Origin of the sequence: Klebsiella sp. B345 (assembly GCF_051131735.1) — a bacterium.
GTDB lineage: Bacteria > Pseudomonadota > Gammaproteobacteria > Enterobacterales > Enterobacteriaceae > Klebsiella.
This window is the reverse complement of the sequence record NZ_CP180443.1, coordinates 1256374-1272223: the sequence shown is the minus strand read 5'-3', so window position 1 is coordinate 1272223 and position 15850 is coordinate 1256374. Positions and strand designations below refer to the sequence as shown.

Sequence of the window (15850 nt, the reverse complement as noted above, 5' to 3'; positions counted from 1 at the left end):
TGAGAAAAATTAACAACAACAGTCAAATGAATAACTTATCGCTGAAAAACCAATCTGGATCGTGCAGCCTGTGCGCCGGGAGAGGGAGGAGGGATATCAGGGAATAAAGGCCAGTCCTTTGCCAAAAATGGCCCGGATGGGTAACGCCACGCCATGAAGACGCGCTTTGTTGCGCAGACGGCTGATAACCACATCAATGCGGTGCAGTTCCGGTTCGCTTTCATCGGGGAAGAGATAGGCGTGCAGATCGACCTTGCGGCAGACTTCGTTGCGGTTGTGCATCAGGCGCGCCAGCAGGCGGTGTTCCTGTTGCGTCAGCGGGAGCATCGCGCCGGAGGGGGCTATCAGGTTTTCAGGCTGTAATTGCCAGGATGCAGAGGCGGGCTGGTCGACGACCGTTGCTGATTCCGGAGAGGCAGCGTTCTCCTGTTTCAGCCGGGCGCCCAGCGAATGAAGGGTCTCTGCCAGAACGGAAAAATTGACCGGCTTGATGAGAAAGCAATCCGCGCCGAGATTGAACGCCTGCAGTTTATCCTGCTCATGCCCCCGGGCCGTCATCACGATCAGCCCGTATTCGCCAATTTCATGCAGGTAGTCCAATACGCTGAAGCCGTCTTCGCCGGGCAGCCCGATATCGATCAATACAATATCGACCGGATCGCGATGCAGCTGTCGCCAGAACGCCTCTGCGCTGTGCACGCCCCAGGCGCTGAAGCCACGAAAGCGCAGAAAGGCCAGCAGTTCATCAAGGAGATCGACGCTGTCTTCAATGATAGCCACGCGTAATGTCATGATTTTCTCTTGTGCGGTAATGGGGCATCCACGGGAAGCGTAAGCGCAAACTCACATCCATCCGGACTGTTGGTTATCAGCCACAGTTCGCCACCGTGTGCCTGGATGATTTGCCGGGCAACATACAGCCCCAGACCGGTGCCGGCCGGCGTCGTGCTGCGAACTGAGCCACGTTGGTAACGCTCAAAAATCCGTTCCACCTGGTCGACGGCGATCCCTGGTCCCTGGTCACGGATCCTAATTTCATAGTGGCCCGCATTGGGGTAGATATCGACGGCTATCTCGCCGGACGGGGAGTACTTCACCGCGTTGTCCAGCAAATTGGCCAGCGCAATACACAGCAGTCCGCTATCAACGCACAGTGCTGGCGATGGCGTTTGTGAATCGACAGTTTTCCCGGCCAACGTGACGGTAAAATAATGATTCAGTGAGAGTTCAACAACCGTTGCCGCCATATAGATCACCGGGAGCAGGTCGGTCTGTTGTTTATCGACATGCAGCGCGCTGGAAGATAAGCGGGCATCGGCCAGGCAGTTATCGGTTAGCTGGACCAACCGTGTCGTTGCGCGCTGCATACGATCCAGACGTGGTCCTTGTGCGGCTTCCGGGGTGCATAAGCGCAGGTTTTCCAGTGCTCCCTGGATAACGGAGAGCGGCGTGCGGAATTCATGCGCCACCATGCCCATAAACTGGCGTTGCTGAAAGCTTGCCTCGCGCTCGATCTGCAGCTCTCGTGTCAGTTGCTGCTTTTGCATCAACCTGCGGTTTTCAGCGCGAATACGCAGAACCGCAATGATCAGGACGGTGACAATATGCACGATCAGCGCGTACTGCCAGGCCGAGTAAATGGCGTTATGAAAAGGGATCACGCCATGAATCGACAGCAGCACCAGCGCGGCTGAGACCACGTAGACGGGAGGCAGCAGCCCCAGTAAAAAGGTGTTCAAATCAATGGCTTTTCGCCGCCAGAGGGCCCATGAGGTGACCAACAGTATAGGGGCGGCGATAAAGAACATCCCGGCCTCAATCTGCATCGCCAGGCCGTAAAAGCCCAGCGGAACGCTGGCGAGAAGCACGATATTGACCGTAATAGCAGCGAGCAGCAGCTGATGCAAACGCGGCATATTGTTTTTAAGGTCAAACACCTCGCTATGCAGCCACAATGCGGTGGCGTAGCTGAGCAGCGACAGATAGCTGATCATTGCATCCTGCACCGGGAGCACGGCGTCCCCGAAAAACCATTCGGGATAGCCGTGCAGCGCCGCTACCAGCGGATAATTAAGGGAAAACAGGCAGATCCCCCACAGCAGGCGGCGACGTAGTGACAGGGCGAGCCACAGGGCAACCCCGCTGGCAATAGAGGCCAGACCAAAATAAAAACTCCAGAATGCAGTATCCCGGGTGGCCGCCTGGACAAATTCCTGCGGCGACGAAAGTGCTGCCAGTAGGATCAGGGTACTGCTGCTCTGCAGGCGGAAAACCAGATCGTAGCCGGCGGTGCTCGGCGGCGGTGGCAAAATCAGGACGCTTTCCCGGTAATTGAGATCGCTGGCGCGGGTCGAGGCACGATCGCCAAAGGCTTTAAGCGTCCATGGAAGGTCACTCCCGGCGGGCCGATAATAGACGTTGAGATGATCGACGAAAGAAGGCCCTATCTGCAACCAGCGTGGTTCACCCTGAAAGTACGATGCCGGCAGATGCGTCTGCAGCCAGTAGGACTTTGAAGAATAACCAAACGAAGGAATGCGGTGCCCTGCGTTGAGCGCACTTGCCGGCAGCGCGAGAAAACCATCGAGAGTCAGCGCATCGCTGCTGTCGGCATACCATTGTACCGGCGTATCGATGCCAATCTGTCGGGTTTGTGCACGGGCAGGAGCGCAGTACTGAAGGACGATGACGATGCCGCAGCAGATCCACAGCAGCACGCGGTTGCTCCAGACGATCGGGAGGGTAAAGCCAGTAACGGCGCGGATATGATGCAAACTCGCCCCCTGCGGCATGGATCAATAAAAAGAAACAAAATAGCCAATGATGCCGGTGACTTGCACAGGCCAGCCCCCGGGATCCGGGAGTTTAATAGATAGGTTCTAATGGCAAAGCATTCTGCGGCGGACCACGAGATTATTCCAGCGATATTTGCAAAAGGTGCTACTGGTCAGATTTGTTCTCCAGGCCGCGCCAGGACAGGGATTAGGCAGGTTTAGCCAGCCGTGAACGGTGGAATATGATGTTGCTGCGGCCGTGGGGCAATATAAAGCACTACAGGTGGCGCAAAGAGCACGAGAATAAAACCAGAAATGAAGGGAAAGGAGCGCCGCGTTCCATGCGTCGATGAGTCTCAATAGCGGGGCAGAGCCTGCCCCGTCATGATCAGGCGAACACCACCTGTGCCCAGCGGGCCAGCCCGGCGGTGACCGAGCCAAAATCATCGCCACCGGCAATTGGAATGCCCGGCAGATGCGCTGCCAGCGCTTTCTTAATCAGCGGGGAGCGGGCGCTACCACCGGTAAGATAGATGACATCCGGCGTTTCGCGGCTGTTGTCCAGCGCCAGCTGAACCTGCTCCATGATCCGCGTCAGCGGCTGATTCAACGCCGCTTCCAGCCCCTGCTGACTGATTGCTGTCGCCAGTTCGTCGCCGATAAACGGCAGTCCGGTGGTCACGTTGTCCTGGGTGGAGAGGGCGATTTTGCTCTCTTCCGCGCTGCGTACCAGGCGATAACCGAGACGCTGGCGCCAGACCTTCAGCAGCAGCGCCACTTTATCGCCGTCGCGGGCATCACGCAGCAGATCATTGAGCAGTCGACCGTTGGCCGTGCTGTAGAACTCCGTTTGTGCCGGAACGTCGTTAATCGCCACCGCGTTCCACCATGGCAGGACCGGCAACGCAATCCCTTTTTCGGTCTCTCCGCCCATTCCCAGCAACGGCATCAGGCATTTAAATGCCAGCGCGATGTCGAGGTCGTTACCGCCGACGCGGCAACCGCTGTGACCCAGCAGGCTCTGCTGGCGGTCGGCTTTCTGGCGCCACTGCGGCCCCATCAGCAACAATGAACAGTCGGTGGTACCGCCGCCGATATCGACCACCAGCACGCGTTTTTCATCGCTCAGGGTGGCTTCGAAATCCAGACCGGCAGCGACCGGTTCAAACTGGAAAACCACGTCGTTAAACCCGGCGCGTTTTGCCGCGCGTTCCAGGATCCCCTGCGCCTGGGTATTGGCCTCATCGCCACCGAGTCCCTGGAAGTTGATCGGACGGCCAATGACCGCCTGGTCGATAGTCTGGCTCAGTTGGTTTTGCGCCTGCTGTTTAATGTGCAGCATCATGGCGCACACCAGATCTTCAAACACCGCGACCTGCTGCGGCTTAAGGCCGCTGGCGCCGAGGAAGGATTTTGGCGATTTAACGAAGTACACTTCTTCCGGGTCGTCGACGTACTGATGCAGCGAGGCAAGGCCAAACTGGACGCTGTTGCCGAGGACATCAATGTCTTCATCGCGGTTGTAGCTAATGGCGCGACGCAGCAGGGCCTGGTTTTCATCACCGTTAGTCGGCACCTGATGATGGCGGAAGAGCCATTCGCTGACCGCTTCGCGGGTCGGCGCGGACAACATTGACGGAAGCAGCGTGCTGCCGTTTTCCAGCGTTAACAATTGCGGCTGATTATCGCGCATTACCGCAACGGAACAGTTGGCGGTTCCGTAGTCAAAACCAATAAACATGACCTGAAAATCCCCATGCCAGTGAAGAAGGGGGGCGACTTTAGCGGATTGCCGCCACGGCGACAACTGGAATTTAAAAGCAAGGCCCGTCAGAGGCAAAGCGTCTATGATTGATGCATTTAAGCAGGACAGATGAAGAAGGAGTGATAATGACGCTGTTACCGTGGAACCCACCCTATGACCAGCATTGGATGTTTGATTTTCTGCGTGCGCGTGCGGTGACCGGCATTGAAACCTTCGCAGAAGGGCAGTATACCCGCAGTTTTTCGCTGGCAGGCCACCATGGTCTGATTAGGGTCGTGCCCGATGAGGCGGCGCAAGGATTACGGGTGAGCCTATCAGCGGGTCTGTTGCCGGTGGCGGAGGAGTGCTTTGCCCGGGTGACTCGCCTGTTTGACCTGGACTGCGATCCGCAGCAGGTGGCACGGGTGCTGGGACCGTTGGCCAGCGATCGGCCGGGGTTACGGTTACCCGGTTCGCTCGATGCGTTTGAACAGGCGGTGCGTGCGGTGCTGGGGCAACTGGTCAGCGTGGCGATGGCGGCGAAGCTGACGGCTAAAGTGGTGGCGGCCTACGGCGAGCCGATGGCGGATACGCCAGGCTACTTCCTGTTTCCTGAACCGCAGGCGCTGGCGTGCGCGGATCCCCTGGCGTTGAAGGCCACCGGGATGTCGCTGCGCCGCGCCGAGGCTTTAATTCATCTGGCGCAGGCGGCCATCGACGGCCAGCTTCCGCTGGTGGCGCCGGATGATATCGACGCCGGGATGAAGCAGCTGCAGACGCTGCCGGGCATTGGCCGGTGGACCGCGAGCTATTTCGCGCTGCGCGGGTGGCAGGCGAAGGATATCTTTTTGCCGGATGATTATCTGATTAAGCAGCGGTTCAGCGGCATGACGCCAGCACGTATTGGTCATTATGCAAAACGCTGGCAGCCGTGGCGTTCCTATGCGTTATTGCACATCTGGTATACAGAAGGGTGGTCTCCGACGCAGGAATAGCGTTGTGGGGCGCATACCTCTGGTATCGCCGGGCTGAAATCCCTATAATTGCCGCGTTTGACGGTCAAACGTCACCCTTCCAATACACAAAATCATTCAGAGCGTTGTGTATATACATCCAGGTTAATCAGGTCGCAAAAAAGTTATGACTGATACGTCTCATCAGTGCGTCATTATAGGTATCGCCGGCGCATCGGCTTCGGGAAAAAGTCTTATCGCCAGCACGCTGTATCGCGAATTACGTGAACAGGTTGGCGATGAACATATTGGCGTTATTCCGGAAGACAGCTACTACAAAGATCAAAGTCATTTGTCGATGGAAGAGCGTGTTAAAACGAACTACGACCATCCGAGCTCGATGGATCATAGCTTGTTGTTCCAGCATTTGCAGATGCTGAAAAGCGGCCAGCCCATTGAATTACCCGTCTACAGCTACGTTGAACATACGCGTATGCCGGAAACCGTCCACATTGAACCGAAGAAAGTGATTATCCTTGAGGGGATCTTATTGCTGACCGACGTTCGCCTGCGTAATGAGCTGAGCTTCTCGATCTTCGTCGATACGCCGCTGGATATTTGCCTGATGCGCCGTATTAAGCGCGACGTCAATGAGCGCGGTCGCTCGATGGACTCCGTCATGGCGCAGTATCAGAAAACCGTTCGCCCGATGTTCCTGCAGTTTATCGATCCCTCTAAGCAATATGCCGATATTATTGTGCCTCGCGGCGGTAAGAACCGGATTGCGATTGATATTCTTAAGGCAAAAATCAGCCAGTTCTTTGAATAACACAGACGAATTGTGTAACGTGCAAAGAGAATCTACATTGCCCCTGGGCCCGGAAGGTCTTGGGGCGTCACGCCTTAAAGGAGAGCGCTCATGCGTCTGTGCGACCGAGATATAGAAGCCTGGTTGGATGAAGGACGGCTGGTCATTAACCCGCGTCCACCTGTTGAGCGAATTAACGGCGCGACCGTTGATGTTCGGCTGGGGAATAAATTCCGCACATTCCGTGGGCACACCGCGCCCTTTATTGACCTCAGCGGGCCGAAGGCCGAAGTCGCCGCCGCGCTGGAACGGGTAATGAGCGAAGAGATTGTGCTGCCGGAGGGCGAGGCGTTCTACCTGCATCCGGGAGAGCTGGCTCTGGCGGTGACCTATGAGTCAGTGACGCTGCCGGCCGATCTTGTTGGCTGGCTGGACGGTCGTTCCTCGCTGGCGCGCCTGGGTCTGATGGTGCACGTGACCGCGCACCGTATCGATCCGGGCTGGTCTGGCTGCATCGTGCTGGAATTTTTCAACTCCGGTAAGCTGCCGCTGGCGCTGCGCCCGGGGATGCCTATCGGCGCATTGAGTTTTGAACCGCTGTCAGGCCCTGCGGCACGGCCCTACAACCGCCGTGAAGACGCCAAATATCGCGACCAGCAGGGCGCGGTGGCGAGTCGTATCGACAAGGACTGATAACGTAAGCGGTGTACTGAGGGTGCCATGAGACGAATTCTGACAACGCTAATGATCTTGCTGGCGGTGGTAGTCGCCGGGCTAACCGCGTTGGTATTGCTGGTCAATCCCAACGATTTTCGTGCCTATATGGTGCATAAGGTGGCGGAACGTAGCGGTTATCAGCTCGAACTCGATGGCCCGCTGCGCTGGCATGTCTGGCCGCAGTTGAGCATTCTCTCAGGGCGTATGACGCTGACCGCGCCGGGCGCCGCTGAACCAGTGGTGCGCGCGGACAATATGCGTCTTGACGTGGCGCTGATGCCGCTGCTTTCGCATCAGCTGCAGGTTAAGCAGGTGATGTTAAAAGGCGCGGTTATCCAGCTGACGCCGCAGACCGAGGCCGTACGCAGCCAGGGAGCACCGGTGGTCCCGCACGACAACACGCTGCCGCTGGTGCCGGAAGATAACGGTTGGTCTTACGATGTCAGAAAGCTGCAGGTGGCGGATAGCGTGCTGTTCTTCCAGCATGAAGACGGTGAGCAGGTGACGGTACGCGATATTCATCTGCAGATGGACCAGGATGAAAATCACCACGCCACGCTCGATTTCTCCGGGCGGGTCAACCGTGACCAGCGCGACCTGGCGCTCTCTTTCTCCGCCGAGGTGCAGGGCGGCGACTATCCCCACTCTTTAAAAGCCGATATCTCTCAACTGAACTGGCAGCTTCGCGGCGCTGAACTCCCGGCCGACGGCGTGAGCGGGCAGGGTAGCCTGCAGGCGAGCTGGCAGGAAAATGAGAAAAAAATCAGCTTTGATAATCTCAATCTGACCGCTAACGGCAGCGCGATTAGCGGTGATGGCAGTGTGATATTAGGTGACCAGGCGGACTGGAAGCTCAATCTTCACGCTACCACGCTCGATCTCGACAGCCTGTTGATGCACGGCTCTCCGGCGACCGATGCGGGGGCTGCTCAGCAGGGACAAAGCCAGCCACGACAGCTGCGTCCGGTGATTGCCGATAGCGATATTCAGAATGATTATGCGAGCCTGCGCGGATTCAGTGCCCATCTGTCGCTGGTGGCCGACCAGCTGCAGTGGCGGGGCATGAAGTTTACCCAGGTGAAAAGTGACATCGCGAATCAACTGGGGCTGCTGACCATCAATCAGCTACAAGGTGAGCTTGATGGCGGCCTGATATCACTCCCCGGCAGCCTGGACGTGCGTGGCGATACCTCACAGGCTTCTTTCCAGCCCAAACTGGATAATGTCGAAATTGCGACCATCCTGAAAGCGTTTAATTATTCGCTGAATCTGACCGGGAAGCTCTCTTTAACCGGCGATTTTTCTGGCGAAAGAATTGATGCCGAAGATTTCCGTCGTCGCTGGCAGGGGGACGCTCAGCTGCGGATGAGCAATACCCGCACGGAAGGGCTTAACTTCCAGCAACTGGTTCAGCAGGCGGTGGAGCGTAGCACCAACGTACAGGCTCAGGAAAACTACGATAACGCGACGCGTCTGGATGCGATGAGTAGTGAACTGCAGCTGGCGCAGGGGCAGGTGACCCTGAAAAATCTGCAGGGGCAATCGGAAATGATGGCGCTGACCGGGCAGGGCGAGCTTAATTTGCTGAAAGAAAACTGCGATATGCATTTTAACGTCCGCGTGCTCGGTGGCTGGAAAGGTGAAAGCAAGCTTATCGACAAACTCAAACAGACGGCGATTCCTCTGCGTATCTACGGCAAATGGCAGGAGCTAAGCTACAGCCTGCAGGTCGATCAGGTGCTGCGCCGACAGTTGCAGGACGAAGCGAAACAGCGTCTTAACGACTGGATGGAGCGCAATAAGAACACCCAGGACGGTAAAGACGTGAAGAAGTTGCTCGATAAGCATTAAGCCGCGTTGAGCATCTTGAGTTCTGTTGGTCTGGCTGATTACCCGGATAGCGGCGCTAAGCGCCTTATCCGGGGTACGATTTATGCAGGTCAGTAGCCCCGGTTAGCAGTCGCGCAACCGGGGGAAAGGTGCCAACGGCTGGGATTACACTTCGTAATCGGGCTCATCATCTTGTGGCGGCGGCGGGATAATCTGCACCTTCTGAACCCGGTGACTCTCTACCTGCAACGTCCGGACAATATACTCGCCTACTTTTACCTCTTCGCCCGCTTCAGGCACATGCTGCAGATATTCCATCAACAGGCCCGCGATGGTGTGGTATTCGCGCTTCTCATCCAGCGGCAGGGGAATAAACTGCACGAGATCGTCGAGCGGCATATGCCCGTTGGCCGTCCAGCTGCCGTCAGGGTTTTTGACAATGTCGTGCCGTGCATCAATCTCTTCCACCTCATTCGGTAAATTGCCGGCAATGGTTTCCATCACATCACTTAATGTGACCAGCCCCTCAACGGAACCAAACTCGTCGGCCACAAAAGCAAAGTGAGTCCGCGCATGACGAAACTGCTCCAGCGCGGGCAGAAGCGGGAGCGTTTCAGGGAACACCAGCGGCTGACGGAGCAGCACGCGCAGGTCGAGGGGTTCCCGGCGCAGGGACTGTTGCAGCAGGTCGACAATGTGGACCACGCCGAGCAAATCTTCTTCATTCTCGCCACCGGTCACAACCAGACGGGTGTGCTGATTTTTCTCCAGCAGTTCGCGGATTTCCTCTTCCGGGGCGCTCAGGTCGACATGCTCAATATCGTGACGTGAGGTCATGATACTGCTGACGGTGCGTTGGTTAAGATTCAGCACCCGCTCAATCATCCGACGCTCCTGTGGATTAAAAAGCGGATGATCGTGCTCACTGACCATCAGCGCAGCAGTATCGCTGCCGGGCTCGGCATTTTCTCTGTGCCCACTGAGCAGGGTCATGACCGCTGCGGTGGTCCGCTGGCGCAGCGTCAGGTTCGCAGAGAGAAAACGGCGGCGGTTGAAGAGTGCCAGCTGGTTCAGTGACTCAATAATGACGGAAAAACCGATAGCGGCATACAGATAGCCTTTGGGGATCGGGAAGCCAAATCCTTCAGCGATCAGGCTGAAACCAATCATCAGCAAGAAGCTAAGACACAAAATGACGATGGTCGGGTGGCTGTTAACAAAACGCGTTAATGCCTTGCTGGCAAGCAGCATCAGGCTCATGGCGATAATCACCGCTGCCATCATCACCGCCAGGTGATCCACCATGCCGACGGCGGTGATCACCGAGTCGAGGGAGAAGATGGCATCAAGCACCACAATTTGCGCGACGACGCCCCAGAACCTGGCTCCTTTGCGCTGAACAGGGTTATCGCTGTCTTTCCCTTCCAGACGTTCATTAAGCTCTACCGTGGCTTTAAACAGCAGGAATAACCCACCAAACAGCATAATCAGGTCGCGGGCGCTAAAACTAAGGTCATGGTAAGTGAACAGCGGTTTTGTCAGCGTGACCAGCCAGGATATCGAGGCGAGCAACAGCAAGCGCATCACCATCGCCAGCAGCAGGCCGATAACACGAGCACGGTCACGCTGTGCCGGAGGGAGCTTTTCGGCGAGGATGGCGATAAAAACCAGATTATCAATACCGAGAACCAGCTCAATAACCACTAACGTTACGAGACCGGCCCATATAGAGGGGTCGGCAATCCATTCGATCATTCGTTAAAACCTATACAACATAAGAGTGCCATTTATCGATCATGGATAAGCTCTTGCTAAATTGCAATATATTCCCACGCGTTCAGGTCATGGCGGCGAAGAGTAGGGCGGAGGTAATGGGGCGTCCGAAATATTTTGGTGAGCAAAAAATAAACCAATGGTTTGTTTTTTATGCGCATGAGCTTAATTACAAATAGATTGCGGGTGGATGACCGGGTCTTTATTTCCATATTATGAGACGTGGGGAAAATGCATAACGGCTAATGCCATGATGCAGTTTATCGACCTGTGGGGCGAAAAAGGCAGTATCTGACAGGTATCCTGCATTGCCAATGAATTTTGTACAGACTTTCCAGCTACCTAATTCGGTAGTTATTGAAGTATTTTGTTAATTTGAATTAATTTTTAGATATAAATAGGGTTTAAAGGACGAAAAGAAACAGAGGAAACTGGCGCTTCTTTCAGGTTGCACGCGATGGCGATACTGTGCAGGTACGGCCGTCAACGCTAAGAGATGTTGGTAGTGAATTATCTTCAACTATTCATCGTGTTATACCTGATGTGCTCAGGTTTCCTCACCGCTTCGATAAGTTATTCTGATGTAATACGACTGACATTTCACGGAATTCCGCAATATCTGGCGTTTAAACCACAAGGAAAACTGATGCGACGTTCTTAGGGCGTTTCAGGTATAAGAATTTTCTCAAAGCGGCCTGTCGGTCCTTATACTTTGAGTGTATTCTCTCATTAAACATGCAGTTTCAGAATTTTGCGGGAAGTCGTGCCAACCGCAAACTGGTAATATCACATATTGATATCGGTGATGCTTGAAAGCTAACCGGTAGCGAAAGATTTATCACTAAATGGGTGGATAAGAGAATGGCAAGTTTGAAAGCAGTTATTCCAGTAGCCGGATTGGGGATGCATATGTTGCCGGCCACCAAAGCGATCCCAAAAGAGATGCTGCCAATCGTCGATAAGCCGATGGTCCAGTACATCGTCGACGAGATTGTGGCGGCAGGTATCAAGGAGATTGTGCTGGTTACCCATTCTTCCAAAAACGCTGTGGAAAACCATTTCGACACTTCCTACGAGCTGGAAGCGCTGCTCGAGCAGCGTGTCAAACGTCAGCTGCTGGCTGAAGTACAGGCTATCTGCCCGCCGGGCGTCACCATAATGAACGTACGCCAGGCGCAACCGCTTGGGCTGGGGCACTCAATCCTGTGTGCACGCCCGATTGTCGGTGATAACCCATTTGTTGTTGTGCTGCCGGATATTGTGCTGGACGATGCCAGCGCCGATCCGCTGCGCTATAACCTTGCTGCGATGGTTGCTCGCTTTAACGAAACCGGACGTAGCCAGGTGCTGGCGAAGAGAATGGAAGGCGATCTGTCAGAGTATTCCGTTATTCAGACCAAAGATCCGCTGAATGTCGAAGGACAAATCGGCCGTATTGTCGAGTTTATTGAGAAGCCGGACGAACCGCAGACGCTGGATTCCGATCTGATGGCAGTCGGGCGCTATGTGCTTTCTGCAGATGTGTGGTCAGAGCTGGAGAAGTTGCAGCCAGGCGCATGGGGACGTATCCAGTTGACGGATGCTATTGCAGAACTGGCTAAAAAGCAGGCTGTCGATGCCATGTTGATGACCGGCGACAGCTACGATTGTGGCAAGAAAATGGGCTATATGCAGGCTTTTGTTAATTACGGACTGCGTAACCATAAAGAAGGCAATAAATTCCGCGAGAGCATCAAGAAGCTATTAGCGTAAATAGCGTAATGACATTTGCGAAAGTATGAAAATCTAGAGTTTACAGAAGTATGAGGCGTATAGATTGAGCGCGTGGCATGCTTCTGTAGACAGGTTCAGTGATAAGTTTTTTAATTAATCATTAAAAACATGTGGTTATGATTGATGGCTGGTGCTGTTTCGTCCGTGCAAAGTTAATGACTTCAGAGACATCTGGTTGTGCTATTCGCTCAACCAGGATGCAATGGTCGGAGTAGCACAAGTTTCATGATGACTAATAAACACTTAGTAAGAATTTTCTCGTAAAAATAGAAAGACCGTTGGTTGTCATAACAAAATAAAACTTGACTGAGGTCATACTTACGCATTAAACAACGGTAATGCATGCATAAAAATGTGAAGTTGCCGGATGTGTATGCCCATACCGGGGTCGTGGATAAAGACGTTTCGGACTGGAGAGATCTCAAAGGATGAAGAATTAATGAACTGGCAGTGGGTGTCTTTTTTTGGCGATAGTACCGTGCTGTTACCTAGTGCGGCAGCATTGTTCATTGTCTTATTTTTGCGCAGACCGTCAAGGCTGCTAGCCTGGCAGTGGGGATTGCTGTTCGGTATCACTGGCGCCATCGTTTGTGCATCGAAGCTGGCCTTTATGGGGTGGGGCATGGGCATTCGCGAGATTGACTTCACTGGATTCAGCGGACATACCGCACTTTCTAGCGCTTTCTGGCCTATTTTCCTGTGGTTGCTTTGTGCCCGTGGCACGGTTTCGCTTCGTCGGGCCGCTATTGCAGCAGGCTATATAGTGGCTGGTCTGGTGGGGTATTCCCGTTTAGCGATCCACGCACATTCAACATCGGAAGTTGTGGCTGGTCTGCTGTTGGGGACCTGTGGAAGCGCGCTGTTCTTGTTGGTTCAACGACGGACATCATGTGCCGTTAATGCTCAGCTTTCATGGGGAAGCGTATTGAGCCTGATTATCATTCCCATCGTACTTCTGAATACTGGAACCAAAGCACCGACTCAGTCTTTGCTGGGGGAGATTGCTGTCAGGCTTGGACCGCTGGAAAAGCCTTTCACCCGGGCGGATCTCCATCTGCGGGTATACTGATCGTTTGTTAATATCGAATGACATCAGTGAGATTAATAGATTTCAGTCTCACCGTTAAATTTTCATATTGGTGAAATAAATAGTTGTTATGTCATCCTGAATGATTTTAACGAGAATAGTGATGACGATAATGCCGGTGAGAAGAATCTTAAATAGCCGCATGAGTTTGCATTTTAAGAAATATATAGTTTGTCAAGTGCAATAACTCTGGGGTAAGTATTAATTTTTGTAGTTGACTTGTGAAGGTGGGATTGTTTTTTGTGTTCTGGCTAAGTGCATTAAAGTCATTAAAAACATGGTGTTATGAATGTTTTCTGACTTCGTGTTCTTATAGAATTCAGTTCCAACTCAATATCATTGAATAATCTTATTGAATGACAACCACTTGTCGGATGAGTCACTTTCTATTGTTTTTATGGGCGAATAAGTGTCATTTACACTCCCATTTTACAGCAGAATCTCGTAAACTTGATGCCGCAAAAAATTATAAATAGTGCTTGATAATTAGGCGTGTAAGCCGCTAGTCAAAAATAGAATAAAGTGAAGTACAGTGCATTGGTAGCTGTTAAGCCAAGGGCGGTAGCGTCTGTAAAGCCATAGCGCATAACGCCACAGGCTTATCTCCATCTGTTAGAAATTCCTAAATCCTGCTCCAGCAGGTGATTCTCCTTAAGACCTGTATATAATCGGCTATCGTTCAGTCGCAGATAGTGCTTAATGCTGTCGGTTGTGCTGGGGGACTGGCATGGGAGTAGTACATGGTTTTGATGTGATGGAGAGCAGGACTAAATCGTTTCAACGATAAGTTACTTCATAAGTTCACAGATGATGAATATTGCATCATCACCGTCGAACTTACATACTACGACTGGCGTCCGAGTGCGCTCTCTAACTCATACTCCCCATTGACTCCCGGCATGTGGAAAAGGGGCTAAAAACGGATCTTGTACAATGATGAAAATCGCGCGTATTGCACTTGCTTTGGGGCTGTTGACATCGGTGAGTGCGCAGGTTTATGCCTCTGGTCTGGTACTGAATGATAATGAACTTCGTAACGATCTGTCCTGGCTTTCGGACAGGGGCGTTATCCAGCTTAGCCTCTCGACCTGGCCGTTAAGTCAGGAGGAAATCACTCGCGCGTTAAAAAAAGCTAAACCTTCTTATTCTTCCGAGCAGGTTGTACTGGCGCGTATCAATCAACGACTTTCCTCATTAAAGGCTGATTTCCGGGTCAGCGGTTACACCTCTACTGACCAACCAGGTACGCCGCAGGGCTTTGCCCAAAGTCAGCCTGCGGATAACTCACTTTCTCTGGCCTTTAATAACAGCGGTGACTGGTGGGATGTCCACTTGCAGGGGAACGTGGAAGGCGGTATGCGTATTAGCAATGGCTCACGTTTCAATGCTAACGGCGCCTACGGCGCGGTGAAATTCTGGAACCAGTGGCTGTCGTTTGGCCAGATGCCACAGTGGTGGGGGCCGGGTTATGAAGGTAGCCTGATCCGCGGCGATGCGGCCAGACCAATGACCGGGTTCCTGATGCAGCGGGCCGAACAGACGGCGCCAGAAACCTGGTGGTTACGTTGGATCGGCCCATGGCAGTACCAGATTTCTGCCAGCCAGATGAATCAATATACCGCGGTACCACATACTAAAATAATCGGTGGTCGTTTGACCTTCACCCCGTTCCAGTCTTTGGAGCTTGGGGCTTCGCGCATTATGCAGTGGGGAGGAGAGGGGCGTCCGCAGTCTTTCAGCAGCTTCTGGGATGGTTTAACCGGACATGATAATACCGGTACTGATAATGAACCGGGTAACCAGCTAGCAGGATTTGATTTCAAACTGAAGCTCGAGCCAACGTTAGGCTTGCCGGTGAGTCTGTATGGCCAGATGATCGGTGAAGATGAATCTGGCTACCTGCCTTCGGCTAATATGTTTCTCGGTGGAATTGAAGGGCACCACGGTTGGGGCAAAGACGCAGTTAACTGGTACGTAGAAGCACATGACACCCGTAGCAATATGAGCCGCACAAATTACAGTTATACGCACCACATCTATAAAGATGGCTATTATCAACAAGGATACTCTTTAGGTGATGCGATGGGCGGCGACGGGCAGTTGATTGCCGGCAAAGTTGAACTGGTAACCGAAGATAATCAGCGCTGGAGTGCACGACTGGCCTACGCCAAAGTAAACCCAGAGGATCAATCTATCAACAAAGCCTTCCCGCACTCGGACACCCTAAAAGGGATACAGTTGGGATGGAGCGGAGATGTGTATAAGACGGTGCGTCTGAATACGTCGCTATGGTATACCGATGCGGACCACAGTGATAGTAATGATGTTGGCGCCAGTGCCGGGGTTGAGATCCCATTTAGTTTATAGGCTGAATGCTGTAGCTAGCGAAGA

The 15850-nt window shown here is 53.4% G+C and carries 11 protein-coding genes; 7 read left to right on the top strand and 4 right to left on the bottom strand.

Features of this window, described 5'->3' with window-relative positions; all coding sequences use genetic code 11:
* Positions 1-96: 96 nt before the first annotated feature.
* The 3 genes from ACMYSO_RS05980 to yegD form a co-directional block, all read right to left on the bottom strand.
* Complete coding sequence (locus tag ACMYSO_RS05980) at positions 97-792, bottom strand: response regulator transcription factor (protein ID WP_434669747.1); 696 nt, start codon at positions 790-792, stop codon at positions 97-99.
* Positions 789-2774 (bottom strand): sensor histidine kinase, encoded by a 1986-nt coding sequence (locus ACMYSO_RS05975; protein ID WP_434669746.1) that lies wholly within the window; start codon positions 2772-2774, stop codon positions 789-791. The genes ACMYSO_RS05980 and ACMYSO_RS05975 overlap by 4 nt, the downstream gene beginning before the upstream one ends.
* 388 nt (positions 2775-3162) lie before the next feature.
* Complete coding sequence (gene yegD, locus ACMYSO_RS05970; RefSeq protein WP_434669745.1) at positions 3163-4515, bottom strand: molecular chaperone; 1353 nt, start codon at positions 4513-4515, stop codon at positions 3163-3165.
* Between the two features lie 149 nt (positions 4516-4664).
* On the opposite strand from yegD, the gene alkA reads away from it, so the two are divergent.
* From alkA to asmA, 4 genes are all read left to right on the top strand, one after another.
* On the top strand, positions 4665-5513 hold the full coding sequence (alkA, locus tag ACMYSO_RS05965) for a DNA-3-methyladenine glycosylase 2 (protein ID WP_434669743.1): 849 nt from the start codon (positions 4665-4667) through the stop codon (positions 5511-5513).
* Between the two features lie 145 nt (positions 5514-5658).
* A complete protein-coding gene (gene udk / locus ACMYSO_RS05960; RefSeq protein ID WP_123755063.1) occupies positions 5659-6300 on the top strand; it encodes a uridine kinase in 642 nt (213 codons plus the stop codon).
* A 90-nt stretch (positions 6301-6390) separates the two neighbouring features.
* Positions 6391-6972 carry a dCTP deaminase gene (dcd, locus tag ACMYSO_RS05955; protein WP_123755062.1) on the top strand — a complete coding sequence of 194 codons (582 nt, stop codon included), beginning with the start codon at positions 6391-6393 and terminating at the stop codon, positions 6970-6972.
* A gap of 27 nt (positions 6973-6999) precedes the next feature.
* The gene (asmA, locus tag ACMYSO_RS05950; protein WP_434669742.1) at positions 7000-8847 is read left to right on the top strand and encodes an outer membrane assembly protein AsmA; all 1848 of its coding nucleotides are present in this window, start codon (positions 7000-7002) and stop codon (positions 8845-8847) included.
* 144 nt (positions 8848-8991) lie between these two features.
* Here asmA and ACMYSO_RS05945 read toward each other — a convergent pair whose 3' ends face one another.
* Positions 8992-10578: a TerC family protein gene (locus tag ACMYSO_RS05945; RefSeq protein ID WP_434670751.1), complete on the bottom strand. Its 1587-nt coding sequence runs from the start codon at positions 10576-10578 to the stop codon at positions 8992-8994.
* 882 nt (positions 10579-11460) lie between these two features.
* Here ACMYSO_RS05945 and galF point away from each other — a divergent pair.
* The 3 genes from galF to ACMYSO_RS05930 all read left to right on the top strand — a co-directional run bounded on the left by galF (position 11461) and on the right by ACMYSO_RS05930 (position 15826).
* Entirely contained in the window at positions 11461-12351 is an 891-nt protein-coding gene (gene galF / locus ACMYSO_RS05940) for a UTP--glucose-1-phosphate uridylyltransferase GalF (RefSeq protein ID WP_434669741.1), read from the top strand.
* Positions 12352-12811: 460 nt separating this feature from the next.
* Positions 12812-13441, top strand: a complete 630-nt coding sequence (locus tag ACMYSO_RS05935) for a phosphatase PAP2 family protein (protein ID WP_434669740.1) — start codon at positions 12812-12814, stop codon at positions 13439-13441.
* Between the two features lie 951 nt (positions 13442-14392).
* A complete protein-coding gene (locus ACMYSO_RS05930; RefSeq protein WP_434669739.1) occupies positions 14393-15826 on the top strand; it encodes a capsule assembly Wzi family protein in 1434 nt (477 codons plus the stop codon).
* Positions 15827-15850: the final 24 nt, after the last annotated feature.

Excerpts from the sequence above, each read along its gene's own strand:
- ACMYSO_RS05980 (WP_434669747.1), bottom strand. The coding sequence starts at position 792 with ATGACATTACGCGTGGCTATCATTGAAGACAGCGTCGATCTCCTTGAT.
- yegD (WP_434669745.1), bottom strand. The coding sequence starts at position 4,515 with ATGTTTATTGGTTTTGACTACGGAACCGCCAACTGTTCCGTTGCGGTA.
- alkA (WP_434669743.1), top strand. The coding sequence starts at position 4,665 with ATGACGCTGTTACCGTGGAACCCACCCTATGACCAGCATTGGATGTTT.
- udk (WP_123755063.1), top strand. The coding sequence starts at position 5,659 with ATGACTGATACGTCTCATCAGTGCGTCATTATAGGTATCGCCGGCGCA.
- dcd (WP_123755062.1), top strand. The coding sequence starts at position 6,391 with ATGCGTCTGTGCGACCGAGATATAGAAGCCTGGTTGGATGAAGGACGG.
- asmA (WP_434669742.1), top strand. The coding sequence starts at position 7,000 with ATGAGACGAATTCTGACAACGCTAATGATCTTGCTGGCGGTGGTAGTC.
- galF (WP_434669741.1), top strand. The coding sequence starts at position 11,461 with ATGGCAAGTTTGAAAGCAGTTATTCCAGTAGCCGGATTGGGGATGCAT.
- ACMYSO_RS05935 (WP_434669740.1), top strand. The coding sequence starts at position 12,812 with ATGAACTGGCAGTGGGTGTCTTTTTTTGGCGATAGTACCGTGCTGTTA.
- ACMYSO_RS05930 (WP_434669739.1), top strand. The coding sequence starts at position 14,393 with ATGATGAAAATCGCGCGTATTGCACTTGCTTTGGGGCTGTTGACATCG.